At 73.9% G+C, this 13,753-nt stretch carries 12 protein-coding genes and 1 pseudogene; 3 read left to right on the forward strand and 10 right to left on the reverse strand.

Annotated elements, in window-relative coordinates; genetic code table 11:
* A pseudogene (locus ACFXA3_RS16945) lies at positions 1-581 on the reverse strand (protein phosphatase); the annotation flags it as partial.
* Between the two features lie 135 nt (positions 582-716).
* A complete protein-coding gene (locus tag ACFXA3_RS16950) occupies positions 717-992 on the reverse strand; it encodes a hypothetical protein (RefSeq protein WP_385187480.1) in 276 nt (91 codons plus the stop codon).
* A 140-nt stretch (positions 993-1,132) separates the two neighbouring features.
* Between ACFXA3_RS16950 and ACFXA3_RS16955 the strand changes: the two genes are divergently transcribed.
* Positions 1,133-2,119, forward strand: a complete 987-nt coding sequence (locus tag ACFXA3_RS16955; RefSeq protein ID WP_385187482.1) for an NAD-dependent epimerase/dehydratase family protein — start codon at positions 1,133-1,135, stop codon at positions 2,117-2,119.
* Positions 2,120-2,130: 11 nt separating this feature from the next.
* On the opposite strand, the gene ACFXA3_RS16960 is transcribed toward ACFXA3_RS16955, so the two are convergent.
* The 7 genes from ACFXA3_RS16960 to ACFXA3_RS16990 form a co-directional block, all read right to left on the reverse strand.
* Positions 2,131-2,544 (reverse strand): ArsR/SmtB family transcription factor, encoded by a 414-nt coding sequence (locus tag ACFXA3_RS16960; RefSeq protein WP_385187483.1) that lies wholly within the window; start codon positions 2,542-2,544, stop codon positions 2,131-2,133.
* A 182-nt stretch (positions 2,545-2,726) separates the two neighbouring features.
* Positions 2,727-3,101: a hypothetical protein gene (locus tag ACFXA3_RS16965; protein WP_385187485.1), complete on the reverse strand. Its 375-nt coding sequence runs from the start codon at positions 3,099-3,101 to the stop codon at positions 2,727-2,729.
* Between the two features lie 183 nt (positions 3,102-3,284).
* On the reverse strand, positions 3,285-5,837 hold the full coding sequence (locus tag ACFXA3_RS16970; protein ID WP_385187487.1) for an aldehyde dehydrogenase family protein: 2,553 nt from the start codon (positions 5,835-5,837) through the stop codon (positions 3,285-3,287).
* Complete coding sequence (locus tag ACFXA3_RS16975) at positions 5,834-7,051, reverse strand: acyl-protein synthase (protein WP_385187489.1); 1,218 nt, start codon at positions 7,049-7,051, stop codon at positions 5,834-5,836. Before ACFXA3_RS16975 ends, ACFXA3_RS16970 begins: the two co-directional genes overlap by 4 nt.
* Positions 7,048-8,184 carry a GNAT family N-acetyltransferase gene (locus ACFXA3_RS16980; RefSeq protein ID WP_385187491.1) on the reverse strand — a complete coding sequence of 379 codons (1,137 nt, stop codon included), beginning with the start codon at positions 8,182-8,184 and terminating at the stop codon, positions 7,048-7,050. Before ACFXA3_RS16980 ends, ACFXA3_RS16975 begins: the two co-directional genes overlap by 4 nt.
* On the reverse strand, positions 8,181-9,590 hold the full coding sequence (locus ACFXA3_RS16985) for an MFS transporter (RefSeq protein WP_385187493.1): 1,410 nt from the start codon (positions 9,588-9,590) through the stop codon (positions 8,181-8,183). The genes ACFXA3_RS16980 and ACFXA3_RS16985 overlap by 4 nt, the downstream gene beginning before the upstream one ends.
* Complete coding sequence (locus tag ACFXA3_RS16990; protein ID WP_385187495.1) at positions 9,587-10,855, reverse strand: phenylacetate--CoA ligase family protein; 1,269 nt, start codon at positions 10,853-10,855, stop codon at positions 9,587-9,589. Before ACFXA3_RS16990 ends, ACFXA3_RS16985 begins: the two co-directional genes overlap by 4 nt.
* A gap of 548 nt (positions 10,856-11,403) precedes the next feature.
* Between ACFXA3_RS16990 and ACFXA3_RS16995 the strand changes: the two genes are divergently transcribed.
* Both ACFXA3_RS16995 and ACFXA3_RS17000 read left to right on the forward strand, forming a co-directional pair.
* Positions 11,404-11,982, forward strand: coding sequence for a molybdopterin-dependent oxidoreductase (locus ACFXA3_RS16995; protein ID WP_385187496.1), 579 nt, complete (start codon positions 11,404-11,406; stop codon positions 11,980-11,982).
* 129 nt (positions 11,983-12,111) lie between these two features.
* Positions 12,112-12,423: a hypothetical protein gene (locus tag ACFXA3_RS17000; RefSeq protein WP_385187498.1), complete on the forward strand. Its 312-nt coding sequence runs from the start codon at positions 12,112-12,114 to the stop codon at positions 12,421-12,423.
* Between the two features lie 21 nt (positions 12,424-12,444).
* Here the strand turns inward: ACFXA3_RS17000 and ACFXA3_RS17005 are convergent, their stop codons facing one another.
* Complete coding sequence (locus ACFXA3_RS17005; protein ID WP_385187500.1) at positions 12,445-13,449, reverse strand: alpha/beta fold hydrolase; 1,005 nt, start codon at positions 13,447-13,449, stop codon at positions 12,445-12,447.
* Positions 13,450-13,753 lie beyond the last annotated feature (304 nt).

Raw genomic sequence — 13,753 nt, forward strand, 5'->3', positions numbered from 1 at the left:
AGATAGCGGCTGGCCCTCTCCAGATTGGGGTGCGGCCGGCCCGGCTCCGACACCAGGGCCCGCTGCAGGTGCATCGCGGTCTCCTCGGTGGCGGCCAGCTCCCGGGCGTGGCCCAGGTGCACCGCGGCGAGGCGGGCGGCGAAGTGGACGGTCGCCGCCTCGTGGTCGCTGAAGCGGCCGTGGGCGCGTACGGCGAGCACCGCGCCGTGCACCTGGTTCCGGGCCTGGAGCGGTACGGAGAGCAGGTGCACGGGGGTGCCCGCGCAGAGCACCGTCCACTCGGACAGCGGGTGCCCGCCGTCCAGGGCCCGTACGGAGGGCGGGGCGCCGGCCGGCGCCTCCAGCAGCCCGGCCGCGCCGGCGGCAGCGACGCGGTGGAGGCGGCCGTCCTCGGCCCGCAGGTCCACCGCGACGGCGTCGCACAGGTTCCGGAAGAGGAAACCGGCCAGCTCACGGCAGGTGGCGCTCTCGTCGAGGCCCGTGCCGATCTGCTCGGCCGCGGCTTCCGTCATGTGGAGCCGCGCGAGCAGCGCCCCGTGCTCCCCGGGGGGCCCGGCGGACCTCCCGTCATGCTCCGACACGACACCTCCCCGGCGCGGCAGCCGAAGGGACCATTCCACCAGCCCCGCCCACCCCCCGCACGCACGCCGCGCGCCCGCCCCGCCCCCGGATCCGGGCGGCTCGGGGGTTCGCCGCCGCGGCTCGGGAGCCGTGGCTCAGGAGTCGGTCAGTTGGGCCACCCAGCCGTACGGGAGTTCCGCGCCGTCCACCGTCACCGCCTCCACGGTCCGGGTTTCGGGGTCGATGTCGGCCTGGATGCCTTCGCCCTCGTACCGCGGATAGCCGGAGGCCCCGTAGGCGCCGGTGGCCTCGACCAGTGCCGTGCGCAGTACGCCGCGGCGGGCGGAGGCGGCGCCGGGTTCGGTGAGCCCCGGACGCAGGACGACGGTGTACCGGTCGGGGGCGGGGCCGGGATCAGCGGAGCGGTTCATGCGGCCCAGGCTAGCCACCGACCGGTCGGCCCGCCGGTATCCCCGGGCCGCGGCCCGTTCGCGTCCACCGTCCGCCGTCCGCCGTCCGCCGTCCGCGAATCCGGCTGGATGTTCGAGGGCCCAGGTGCTTGGGTGCCGGTATGGAGATCTTGGTATTGGGCGGAACGGCATGGCTGGGCCGGGAGCTGTCCCGGCAGGCGGTCGCGCGCGGCCATCGGGTGACGTGCCTGGCCCGCGGGGAGAGCGGCGAAGTCGCCGACGGGGCACGGCTGGTGGCGGCCGACCGGCAGGACCCCGCGGCGTACGGGCCGCTGCTCGACCGCGACTGGGACGCGGTCGTCGAGGTGTCGTGGCAGCCGGGCTTCGTCCGCGGCGCGCTCGACGCGCTGGGCGGCAGGGCCCGGCACTGGACGTACGTCTCCTCGGTCAGCGCCTACGCCTCCCACGCCGCGGAGGGTGCGGACGAGTCCGCCGGGCTCCTTCCTCCGACGGACCGGAGCAGCGTCGACCGCGAAGAGTACGGCGAGGCCAAGGTGGCCTGCGAGCAGGCGTCGGCGGCCGCGCTCGGCGAGCGCCTGCTCATCGCGCGCGCCGGCCTCATCGGCGGCCCCGGGGATCACAGCGACCGCTCCGGCTACTGGGCGGCCCGCGCCGCGCGCGATCCGCACGGGCCGATGCTGGTTCCCGCCGTACCGGCGGCGCCGACCCAGGTCGTCGACGTACGCGACCTCTCCGCCTGGCTGCTCGACGCCGCGGAGCGGCGGTGCACGGGTACCTACGACGCCGTCGGTCCGGTCGTCCCGTTCCGGGAATGGATCGAGCTGTCCCGCGCGACGGGCGGCCACACCGGTCCGGTGGTCGACGCCGGGTCCCAGTGGCTGGTCACGAACGGCGTGGGCCAGTTCATGGGGGCCGAATCGCTGCCGATGTGGCTGGCCGAGGCGGGCTGGGAAGGGTGGTCGGCCCGCGACGGGTCCGCGGCGCGCGCCGCGGGACTGCGGCACCGGCCGCGGTCGGAGCTGCTGGCCGACACGCTGGCGTGGGAGCGGGCGCAGGGCCTGGACCGGGAACGGCGGGCCGGCCTCAGTGCCGGGCGCGAACGCGAACTCCTCGACGCGCTCGGCTGACGCGGCAAGGCTCAGCGCCCGGCCCCCGCACCGGTGCCCGCGCCCGTGCCCGCGCCGGTTTCCGCACCGGTCTCCGCACGGCCGGTGCGGGGTTCCACCTGCCGCAGTTCGGCGAGGAGTTCGCTCTGGCCCGCCAGCAGCTCGGTGAGGATGCGGCGGGCCGCGCGCAGGAGTTCGGCGACGTCTCCTCCGGCGAGGGCGTAGTTGACGGTCGCGCCGTCACGCGTGGAGACGACGATTCCGGAGCGGCGCAGGACCGCCAGTTGCTGGGACAGGTTGGACGGTTCGATGTCGATCTCGGCGAGGAGTTCGCGTACGGGCCTCGGCCCGTTCTGGAGGAGTTCCAGAACGCGGATCCGGACGGGGTGTCCCAGCATGCGGAAGAACTCGGCTTTCGCCTGGTACAGGGGTACCTGCTTGCCCACGAACTCTCCCGCCGTTGCTTCGACCCGTATGTGCGGCCCGGGGCCGGTGAGTTGGCCGCCCGCCTGCACCCATCATCGCGTCCGGCGGGCCCACGCGCGCCCTGGCTTGACCAATTTCGGATGTGCCGGATTGAAGAGTTCTTCAATTCGTGGGCATGCGTGGGCCCGGGGAGCGGCGATCGCTAGATCTCCAGCTCGGATTCGATGCGCTTGAGCTGGTGCCGGGCCATGGCCAGATTGGAGTTCGCCTTGTTCAGCACGACGTACAGGAACAGCCCGTTGGTCCCCCTGCCTTTCAGCAGCCGGATCAGGTGGTACTGGGTCCCGAGGGTGATGAGCAGGTCCTCGATATCGTCGTCCAGTCCGAGCATTTCCATGGTGCGGACCTTGGCCCGGATCACATCGGTGTTTCCCGCGGCGGCGACCGCCAGGTCGAGGTCCTTGCCGCCCCCGAGTGCCCCCAGGGCCATTCCGCTGGTGTAGTCGACCAGGGCCACCCCGAGGGTGCCCTCGATCGAGGTCATCGTCTCCTTCAACGAGACTTCCACATTCGCCATCGGCGCCCGCTCCTCATCTCCGCGTTCACGGCCGGCGCCCGCTTCCGCTGCACCGGTCCACTGGTGGGGCTGACGCTACTGAGCGCGCGGGACGGCGTGCGGAGAATGGGAGATCTGACGCAAAACCTCCCCTCCCCCGTCTAAGATCCGCCCGCGCGGGCACGGGCCCGGGCCGGATCGCGGCTACCGCCGCCGGTCGACCACCGCCAGCAGCTTCCCGCTGGTGGCCGTGCGGGTCAGGCGCGCTCCGTCGACCACCTCGACCGTGAAGTCGAGCAGGTTCTCCGCCACCGCCGACCGGACTTCGGGGTATCCGGCCAGGAAGGCCTCGCGCGCCCTGGCCGGATCCGGGGCGTGGGCGCTCTCCATCCGCAGGCTGAGGCCCTCGCGCGCGGCCCCGGCGGTCAGGACGGCCTGGAGTTCACCGCCGTATTCCAGCCGCTCCCCCGCGATGGCCACGAAGCGCCGGTAGTTGAGGAAGTACGTCGCCACCCGCATCACCTCGCCGAGGCGCCCCAGCAGTTCGAAGCGCGGGGCGTGGCTGCCGCAGGGGCAGCGGCCGGGCAGGGCGCGGCCGAGGTCGCCGATGACGTACCGGTCGAGGTGCTGGCCGCGCCGCGCACGGGTCGTGAAGACGAGCCGGCCGGTCTCCCCCGGCGCCACCGGCCGGTCCTCGTCGACGTCGACGATCTCCAGGGTGTGCAGGTCGGCGTGGAGGTGGTGGACGCTGCCCGTGCCGTGCGTGCACTGGTAGCCGAGGGGGCCCAGGTCGGTGCTGCCGTAGGTGACGGAGTGGACGACCTCGATGCCGAACGTCTCGGTGAGGGTGCGGCGCTGCTCCTCGGTGAAGTGCTCGCCGCCGTAGTAGATCTTGCGCAGGCCCCCGTAGGAGCGCAGGAGATCCGCTTCCTCGTGCAGCAGCTGCCAGAGGTAGGAGGGCATGCCGAAGAGGGTGTCGACCTCGTACGCGACGATCATCTCCGCGGTGGCGCGGTGGTCGGAGCCCGCGGCCATCGGCATCTGGACTCCGCCGAGGCGCTCCAGGATGGAGAAGAAGCTGATGAACCCGCCGTACATGCCTCCGCAGTAGAAGAGGTTGGCGGTGCGGTCGCGGGCCGGGTCGTATCCGGCGGCGAGCAGGCCGCGGGCCGCGGCGTGCATCTGCGTGTCGTAGTCCTCGTACGTGAACAGGGACAGGGCGGGCGTACCGGTGCTGCCCCCGCTGCGGAAGTACAGCTCGGCGTCCGCCCGGTCGACGCCGCGGTTGAGGTCCTGGACGGCGGCCTTGTCCAGCAGCGGACCGGAGGCCGGCGGGAAGACGGCCGGGCGGGCGAGGTCGTCGAGGCAGGCGGTGGCGGTGAACCGCTCGTCGGCCTGGACGGCGACGCGGCGGCTGTAGCGCTGGAGGGCGTAGACGCCGTCGTGCGGTTCGCCGGCGTAGCCCGCCGTCATGGCGCCGACGGGGGTGACCCGGGTGGCCCCGGCGGCCAGGACCAGGGTGGCCAGCTCGGCGGTGTCGGTGCGGCTGCCCGCGATGCCCGCGGTCTGGAGGTAGCGGCGCATGGGGCGCAGCGTGGCCATGAGGTCCTTGCGGGGCAGCGGTTTGACCCAGACGCTGCGGTGCAGGGGTGAGGCGGTGAGGGCCGGGCGGCTGTCGGCCATGACGCGCCAGGTGCCGTCGGGGGCGGCCAGGACGCGGGTGAGGCCCAGGTGCTCCTCCAGCCGGGCGAGGTGCTCGGTGGTGGTCAGTTCGGCGTACTCGGCCGGGTCGAGGCCGGGCTCGGCGGGCGCCGGCCGTGCGGCCAGGGCCGCGGCGAGGCGCTCGGCGAACGCGTGCAGGGCGTCGGTGTCCGCGGCGTCGGTGTCGAGGTAGACGACCTGGGGGCTGGAGCAGGCCTGCTGCTCGAAGAGGCAGACGTCACGCGCCAGGGCGTCCAGCGTCGCCGGGTCCGCCCAGGCGTCCCGGGTGAGGTAGGCGAAGGAGATCTTGTGGCCCCACTCCACGAGGCGGCAGCCGGCCGGGACGTGGGCGGCGACCCCTTCGACGGCCGCCTCGCCGCCCCAGACCGCGACGGCGTCGGCGGGGGCGCACATCAGGCGCAGCCACTCCTGGCGGGAGGAGGGGAAGCGCAGCACGATGATCCGCTCGGCGATGGCGCCGGTCGGGTCCTGCGCGGCGAGTTCGGCGAGGAGGTGCTGGGCGAGGAGGGTGTCGGAGCTGCTGGTCTTGAGGACGTTGACGTTTCCGGCGAGGAGTCCCTCGATCAGGCTGAGGGGGGCGACGGTGGCGGCGTTGCCGGGGGCTATGTGGGCGACGAGGCCGACGGGCGCCCAGGCCTCGTACACCGTCTCCTTGGCGTCGGGGCGGTTCAGCCGCTGCGGTGCGGTGCCGCCGAGTTCGCGGCGGAGCTTGCGGGTGAGGGCGCTGCGGCCGAGGAAGTCGGCGAGTTCGGCGAGGAGTTCCCCGGTGTCCGCGTCACCCGCGGCGCCGCCGGTCCCGTCACCGGTCCCGTCACCGGCCGCGGGCAGGTGCGGGGCCAGCCGCTCCCGTACGGGGTGGCCGGGATCGCGCAGGGCGCGGGAGAGCGCGTCGCAGGCGGCCAGGACGGTCTCGGTGTCCAGCGGCGCGGCGAGGGCGGCACCGACGGCGGCGGGCAGACCGGCCAGGCGGCGGGCGGCCTCGTCGTCCGCGATGAAGGTGCCCTGCCAGTAGTGGTGGTTGATGGTGTCGGTCATGACATTCCCTTCATCAGTTCGGCGGCGGCCACGGCACAGCTGCGGTTGCGGCTGACGCCGGCGCGGCCGTGGATGGTGAACCACGGGGTGGCGAGCTCGCAGCCGCACTCCTCGCCCGGGTGGAGGGAGGCGAGGTCCCCCATGACGACGCTCTGGGCCGGTACGGAGGTGATGTACGGGGACACCAGGTGCAGGTAGCCGCGTTCGCCGTACGGCAGGGGTTCGAGGGTGCGGGTGGAGCGGATGAAGACGCGGGACCAGACGGGCGCGTGGAGGTTGTGGTGCGAGCACTCGATGTACGGGATGCAGTGCTCGACCGAGCCGAAGGTGTCGCGGATCCGTTCCGAGGGGACGCCCAGCTGCTCGGTGACGCGCGCGTACAGCTCGTGCTTGCCGATCTGCCGGTCGGTGTGGCCCTTCCAGCCGCCGCCCAGGATGATCAGGGACCCTTCCGGCAGCTCCAGCGGGGGCAGCCCCATGGCCCGCATCCGCTCCAGGGTGAACCAGAGGAAGGCCGGGAAGCCGAGGATGCGGACGGGTACGTCGTCCTCGGCGAAGCGGCGCAGTGCGGCGACGCATCCGAAGGGGTCGAACTCGTGCCCGTTGCCGGTGTTGCGCAGGGCGTACTCGACCTGCCGGGCCGGCGCGAAGTCGCACAGGTAGTTGTCGGTGAACGAGGTGCCGAGGTTCAGGTCGCGGGCGGGCTCGTAGCTGTAGAGCAGGTAGTTGACCGGCTGCTCGGGGGTGATCCAGCCGTTGTGGTCGAAGATGCGGGCGACCATGCGCTGGGCGGACTTGATCGTCCACGTGTCGAAGAACATCTGCGACTTCTGCCCGGTGGTGCCGGAGGAGGTCAGGTGGAGGTGCACCTCGTCCGCGGGGATGGACAGGACCTCGTGGCGCTTGAAGAAGTTCGCGTGCACCAGGGGCGCCCGGTACGGGGTGTCCGGCCGGTCGGCGTCGTACAGGCTGCGGAAGAACGGGGAGCGGTCGCGGTGCCAGGTGTTGGTCTCGGCCATGGCGGCGGCGAACAGCTCCTCCTCGGCGGGGCCGCAGCTGTAGGGCGAGGTCAGGTCGCAGAGCTGCTGCACGTGGGCGAGGGCCGCGGCGTCCGGGACGTCGACGGGGGCGAGATGGGGTTTCGAGGGGGCCGCCGGAGGGGCCGCGGAAGGGGACGTGGACGGGGACGTGGACGGAGTCGTGGAAGGGGTCATGAAGCAACCTCACGTGCGGGCAGATGAGTCGACGCCCAGGCCGACACATAGGAATCGAGGAAGGGCCGCAGCGGCGGGTCGACGACCAGGCCGCGGAAATCGATGTGCTCGGCGGTGCGGGACATCACCACGTAGTCGTGGAAGCCGTCCCCGTCCCGGCGCATGGCCGGGTACAGGGCCCCGGCGATGAAGCCCTGGGCGGCGAACGCGGAGAGCGCGGCGTGGTGTTCCAGGGGTACGAGCGCCTCGACGTAGCCGGCGCCGGCGCGGGTCAGGGTCCGGGTCACCGGCTCCAGCCAGCCCGCGGCGGCCACCGGGTCGGGGTGGGCGGCGACCAGGGCGCAGTAGCCGCCGGTGCGGTTGAGGTAGGCGTACACCTCGAAGCCGCCGTCGTCGGGGGTCAGCAGGACGTTGGGGGTGTGCAGCGGGTAGAACCAGCGGCCGGTGTCGGGGAAGTGTTCGTGGAAGCGGCGGCGGACGAAGGCCGGCGCCTCGATCATCTCCAGCGGCCGCGCGGCGGCCCCGGCGGGCGCCGGCACCGGCGGGGTGGGCCGGACCTCCGCGTAGCTGATGCCCAGGCTGGCCTCGGCGGTGCGCAGGAGCGGCATCAGGGAGGCGGGCACCTCGGCGACGGGTACCCGGCGGTCCAGGACTCCGGGCGAGTGACGCGCGTAGAGTGCGAGGCTTTCGCGGCTGCTGAGATCCACGGCGTTGGGCAGGATGCCGAGGGGGCGGAAGCCGTTGCGGGCCACGACCCGCTGGGGTCCGGCGCTGACCGTGCGGACGGTGGCGTACACCGAGTCGAGGGTCCCCGCGTCGAGCGTGCCGGCGCAGACGGCCTCGGTCAGCTGTCCGGCCAGCCCGGATCCGCGCTGGTCGGGGTGGACGGCGAGCCCTTCGAGGCGGCCGATGCGGCTGCCGGGTTCGCTGTGGACGGCCGCCGATCCGGCGAGGGCGCCGGTACGGGCGCAGCGGGCGACGAGCCAGAGGGTGTGCGGGTCCCGGATGAGCCGGGACATCTCGGCGGGGTCGGTGCCGAGGGCCGTGGGGTAGTGCGGGCCGTAGACGGCGTAGTAGAGCTGGCGGAGATCGGCGATGTCGGCCGCGGTGGCCTGCTCGATCGTGGCGGTCATCGCGGGCCTCCTGCGGCGGTCGGCGCCGGCGCGGGCCCGGAGGGGGCCCCGGCGGCGGGAACGTGTCCGCAGTCCTGCCCGGCGGCGCCGCTCCCGGGTCCGGCCGCCGGGTCGGCGTGTCCGGGCAGCAGGGCCAGGGCGAGGGCGGCGGGCACGAGTCCGGCCGCCTGGACCAGGCACAGCGTCTGGGCGCAGAGGTGGTCGCCGAGGAAGCCGAAGAGCAGCGAGGCGACGGGGAAGGTCGCACCGAGGACGGCCTGCATGACGGCGAAGAACGCGGGCTTGTCGGCGGCCGGTACGAGCCGCTGGAACAGGGCGACGAAACGGACCCCGATCACCCCGACGCACCAGCCGGTGACGAGCAGGGCCCCGGCGATGACGGGCCGGGCGGCGATCAGGCCGGGTACGGCGAGGGCCGCGGCCATCGTGCCCAGGCAGGCGGTGCCCACGACGGCGGGCCGGCCGGGTACCCGTGCGCCGGTGAAGGAGCCGACGAGCGTGCCCGCGCCGAGCGAGGCCTCCAGGAGGGCGACGGTGGCGCCGTCGCCGTGCAGCACCGAGGCGGTGTACAGCGGCATGACGACGAAGACGGCCGTGGTGAAGAGGTTGGCCGCGGTGAAGCAGAGCAGGATGCCGCGGACGTACGGCAGCGAGCCCAGGATCCGGCGCAGGTTCCGGCGCGGCGCCGGGGGCTGCGCCACGGCCTGGCCGGCGTCGTCGGCGGCGTCGTCGGCGGCCTCCGCGGCCCCCGCGTCGGCGGCGTCCGGGGCGGGGCCGGGAGCGGGAGCCGCGGTGCGGAAGCGTGCGGCCGTGATGAGCAGGGCGGCGGTGGCGTAGGCGGCGGCGCAGCCCGCGGCGAGGCCGGCCACCCCGGCCGCGTCCACGACGAGGGCGCCGAGCAGGGCGCCGCCGAGGCTCGCGAGGGACTGGGTGGACAGCTCGAAGCCGGTCGCGGCCTCGATGTCCTCGTCGTCCACGAGCTCGGGCACCGAGGTGGTCAGGCACGGGTCGAAGAAGGCCTGGCAGGTCGCCAGGGCGAGGGCGGCGGCGTAGGCCGCGGCGACGGGCAGGTCGCTCGCGCCGGCCCAGACGGCCAGTGCGGCGGCGGCCGCCCCTGCGCCCCCGGCAGCCGTGCGCAGCAGCGAGCGGTGCGCGAAGCGGGCGATGGCATGGGCGACGAGCGGGGCGAGGACCACGGCGGGCAGGGTGCTGACGGCCATGAACAGCCCGGCCGCGAAGCCGCCGGCACCGGAGGCGGCGTCGCTGACGAGCCACCAGGAGATGCCCACCTGGAACATGCGCACGGCGGCCTGGGTGAAGACCTGGCCCAGCCATACGGCGGCGAAGGTGCGGTTGCGCAGGACGAGGGGCGGCCGGCTTCCGGCGGCCGCGGTGGGCGCGGTCATGCGGTCGGCCTCTCGTCGATGACGCGGACGAGCTTGCCGGAGCGGGGGTTGACCGCCAGGTCGCGGTGGCGGGCCCATTCGACGCCCAGCGGGTGGACGAATCCGGCGGCCACGCTCTCGGGGTAGAGCGGCCGGGCGGCGTTCAGGCCGGTGACGATCTCCTTGGCGAAGACGTCCAGGACGGCCGGGTCCTGTCCGGGAGCGGTGGCCAGGCGCAGGACGAGGCCGTCGCGGCCCTCCCAGCGGCGGACGACGAGCTGCATGCCCGTGACGCGGCCCTCGGTGTCCGCTTCGGCGACGGCGTCCGTGGCGTCCTGCCAGTACAGCGAGACGGGGCCGACGCGTACGCCTTCCTCGGCGCGGCCCAGGATGCGGAACTGGCCGCCCTCGGTGTCGGTCCACTCCGCGCGGTCGCCGGCGGGGTAGCGGATGACGGGCATGAGGCTGCGGAAGAGCTGGGTGACGACGACCCGTCCGGGGCGGCCGGGCTCACGGACCGGCTCGCCGGTGGTCTCGTCGAGGATCTCGACGACGGTGTGCGGGTCGAACGGGCGGTGCGTGCGCGGGTCGGGCCCGGGCACCGGCCTGCCGAGCAGGCCGCCGTCGACGCTGGCGTAGCCGAGCGAGCGGGGCGTGGCCTGCGGGAAGGCGGCCGCCAGGAGGCGGCGCTGATCGGCGAAGAGGGCCTCGCCGCCGAAGAAGAGGAACTCGACGCCGGGCAGTTGGCGGCCCGTGGAGGTCAGGTGTTCGGCCAGTCGGCACAGTGTGGTCGGGGTGCCGGCGACGACGTCGGCGTCGAAGTCCTCCAGCGTCGCCACGGTCGGGGCCGGCGGGGCGCCGCCGCCTATGGGCAGCCGGACGTTGGCGACGGGGGCGTGGGCGAGCGAGTCCAGGACGAACAGGAAACTGGCGTAGAGCTCACCGGCGTAGAAGAGGTCGGCGACGCGGTGGCCGGGGCGCAGACCCGCGTCGACCATCCCGGAACCGAAAGCGGTGACGAACTCCCGCCATTCCTCGCGGGTGTAGCAGGAAAACCGCGGGGTGCCGGTGGTGCCACCCGTTTTGAACACGACGGCTTCCCCGAGGGGCGCGGTCAGGACGCGGTTGTCGTGCAGGGTGTTGGCGGCCCAGAACTCGTTCTGGTCCACGACGGGAACGTCGGTGATCCGGCTCACGTGCGGTGGCAGGTCCGCGTAGAGGTCGGCATAGAAAGGGGAACGGTCGCGGGCGAAACGCACGAGGTCTGAAAACTGCTGGACGGGCATGCTGCCTTTACCTCGAAAGATGAAAGTTGAAATAGACGGGATGCAGGCGAGGCGGCGGGGAGTGGTGGAACTCACACCACTCTCGTCCGTTGATCCGTCAACCATGCGTACGGTGCACACAGTTGACGAGCGCGGCTCAACCTGATGTCTGTTCACATGATGAGACAAGAGGAACGCACTGCCAAATCGGTCGAGTTCTTCCTCGGCCAACGTCCGCGGTGTTCCGGCCCGCCGGGCCGAAACACCGCGGACGTCCCGCGGGTTCCGTCACGACAATGTCCGGATTCCCACGGGGCTTCTTTCGAAGGAAATCGGCGGCATTGCAGAGCGTCGGTGACGCGGGGAAGCACCGGTCGATTTCAGGGGGCACGCGTCCGCCCGTTCGGCCGGTTCCGCAGGGGTGTGCCACCGTGCCGCCGGGGGCGGTGGAGCACGTCCGGGTGCGGTCCGGGTGCCTCGTCCCGATGCCGGCGGCGGGCTGGCAAGATCTCCCCTGGCGATGACCCCCGTCGCCGTTTCCGCCGGCTACCGAACAGGACGACGACCTCGTGGGATCCGCACCCCTGCCCCCCGGGCAGCGACTCGCCAAGGGCTGGCCCGTCTCCCACTACGGCCCGGTCCCGAAGTTCCGTCCCGAGCGGTGGTCCCTCCAGGTCTTCGGCGCCACCGCCTCCGGCGACAAGTACACCTGGTCGTTCGACGAGGTCTCGGCACTGCCCTGCATCACCGTCGAGACCGACCTGCACTGCGCGTCGGGCACGACCTCGACGGACCACGAGTTCTTCGGGGTCGGCGCCCGAACCCTCCTGGAGCTCGCTCCCCCGGCCCCCGAGGTCACGCACGTGATGGCCTGGGCGGAGTACGGGTACAGCGCGAACCTCCGCCTCGCGGACTTCGCTCGCGACCGGACCCTGCTCGCCACCCACCACGGCGGCGAACCCCTCACCGTCGAGCACGGGTTCCCCCTGCGCCTGGTGGTCCCGCACCTCTACGGCTACAAGGGGCCCAAATGGCTGCGGGCCATCGAGTACATGACGGCCGACCGGCGCGGCTTCTGGGAGGAGCGCGGCTACCACAACATCGCCGACCCCTGGAAGGAGCAGCGTCATTCCTACCAGGAGGAGTGACGGGCGGGCCCCGGAACCGCCGGCCGGTGACCGGGCCCCGCCTCGGCGCATCGCCCGGACTGCGGCACCCGCCGGCCCCGTGTGCGGTCCGTGCGTGTCCCCGCCGCCCGGGAAATCGTTTGCCCGGGCATGACGACGACGCGCTCCACGCTCACCACCACGGCGCGGCACCGGGCTGCGGATGACGGCGACCGCCCCCTCTACGTCCCCCGGCAGGCGACCCACGCGGCCGGGACCGCCCCGCTGTTCGAGCAGCTCGCCCGGGAGTGGGCGGACCGGGGTGCCACCGTGCCGGGCCGGCCGGACCCCACCTGGCGACGGCTCATCTCCTGGGAGCACTTCGAACGCGAGACCGCGGCCACGGTCCGCAACCTGCACCTGCGCGGCCCGGAACCCGAGCCCGTCTCCCCGTCACGCCCGCCCCGCTGGAGGCGGGTGTGAGCGTGAGCGGCGGGCGGACGCTCACCGTCCGGCTCGGGCCCGTCCGGCGGGGCTCCGGTCCGCGACCAGCCGGATCGCGGCGATCGTCAGGTCCGGGTCGTGCAGCTGGACGTAGTGGTCGCTTCCGGTGGCCAGCAGGTGCGGGGTCTGGTTCCCCAGCTCCACCAGGGCCCGCTGGACCTCGGGCCAGGCGCGCTCCAGCGGTGCGAGGACGGCCTTGGGGCTCCCCGCCGGGGCCGCGAAGGGCTCCGTCTTGCTGAGCACGGCCATCGGGACCTTCGGAAGGGGCTTCGCCGCCTTCACCGCGGCGGCCGCTCCGTCGACGTCGGCCCTCTCGAAGGCCGGGTCCGCGTCGAAGGGCGTGCCGGGGCTGCCCAGCAGCTTCAGGTACGCGGGCCACTGCGCGCCGAAGTAGGGTTTCGCGTTCGTGCCGAACGCGTCGACGAAGACGAGTCCGGCGGTGCGGTCCGGATGCTGCTGGGCGTACAGCCGGGTGATCATCCCGCCGAAGGAGTGGCCGACGAGCAGGTAGGGGCCGGGCACGTGGGCCGCCGTCAGCAGCTTGTGGAGGTCCGCGGCCATGGCGGTGAGGGAACGCGTGCCGGTCACGGGCGTACTGCGGGTGGTGAGCGCCGGCGGGTTCGTGTAGCGGATGGTCCCGGGCCGGTCGTACGTGCACACCCGGGCGAAGGCCGCGACGCCCTGGAACACCGCCGGCGCCTTCGGGACGGGCGGCCGGGTCTCGGTGAAGGCCCAGGTGTCGGACGAGTCGTGCAGCCCGGACTCCAGGACGACCGTGGGGCTGCCGCTCCCCTTGCAGCTCAGCCAGAGGTTCCGGCCGCCGCCGATGTCGATCCGGCCGGCGAAGTCCCGGGGCGCCCGGCCGGTGGGCCCGGAGGGGGAAACGGAAGCCGAGGCCGACGGGGCCGGCGTCCCGCGGACGGCGGCCGGGCGGCCGCACCCGGGCACCGCGGCCAGTACGGTCGCCACCAGGGCGGCGGTCAGGCGGGCGGTCCGCTGTCGCATCGGCTCTCTCCGTCGCTCGTGGGCCCGTGCACGGGTCCGCCCCCCGTGTCCGGCCGATCATCCGGTACGGGCCGCCCGATCCGCGGGACCGCCGCACGCCGGCGGCGGGACGGTGCGGCGGGCCGGCAGGCCGGTGCGGCGGCGGGCCGGTGATCCGGTGCGGCGAGCCCGTGGGCCGGTGCGGCGCCCACGGCACGCCGGACGGGGACCGGTGTGCGGGGGGGACCCCCCCCGCCGGGGCCCCCGCCCCCACCCCCGGGCGCTGGCGCGGGCCCGGGCGCGCCGGGCCGCGTAGACCCCCCCC

Origin of the sequence: Streptomyces sp. NPDC059456, from assembly GCF_042750055.1 — a bacterium.
GTDB lineage: Bacteria > Actinomycetota > Actinomycetes > Streptomycetales > Streptomycetaceae > Streptomyces.

Bases quoted from the DNA above. Each gene is read 5' to 3' on its own strand.
- ACFXA3_RS16955 (WP_385187482.1), top strand. From the start codon at position 1,133: ATGGAGATCTTGGTATTGGGCGGAACGGCATGGCTGGGCCGGGAGCTG.
- ACFXA3_RS16950 (WP_385187480.1), bottom strand. From the start codon at position 992: ATGAACCGCTCCGCTGATCCCGGCCCCGCCCCCGACCGGTACACCGTC.
- ACFXA3_RS17005 (WP_385187500.1), bottom strand. From the start codon at position 13,449: ATGCGACAGCGGACCGCCCGCCTGACCGCCGCCCTGGTGGCGACCGTA.
- ACFXA3_RS16965 (WP_385187485.1), bottom strand. From the start codon at position 3,101: ATGGCGAATGTGGAAGTCTCGTTGAAGGAGACGATGACCTCGATCGAG.
- ACFXA3_RS16980 (WP_385187491.1), bottom strand. From the start codon at position 8,184: ATGACCGCCACGATCGAGCAGGCCACCGCGGCCGACATCGCCGATCTC.
- ACFXA3_RS16970 (WP_385187487.1), bottom strand. From the start codon at position 5,837: ATGACCGACACCATCAACCACCACTACTGGCAGGGCACCTTCATCGCG.
- ACFXA3_RS16990 (WP_385187495.1), bottom strand. From the start codon at position 10,855: ATGCCCGTCCAGCAGTTTTCAGACCTCGTGCGTTTCGCCCGCGACCGT.
- ACFXA3_RS16985 (WP_385187493.1), bottom strand. From the start codon at position 9,590: ATGACCGCGCCCACCGCGGCCGCCGGAAGCCGGCCGCCCCTCGTCCTG.
- ACFXA3_RS16975 (WP_385187489.1), bottom strand. From the start codon at position 7,051: ATGACCCCTTCCACGACTCCGTCCACGTCCCCGTCCACGTCCCCTTCC.
- ACFXA3_RS17000 (WP_385187498.1), top strand. From the start codon at position 12,112: ATGACGACGACGCGCTCCACGCTCACCACCACGGCGCGGCACCGGGCT.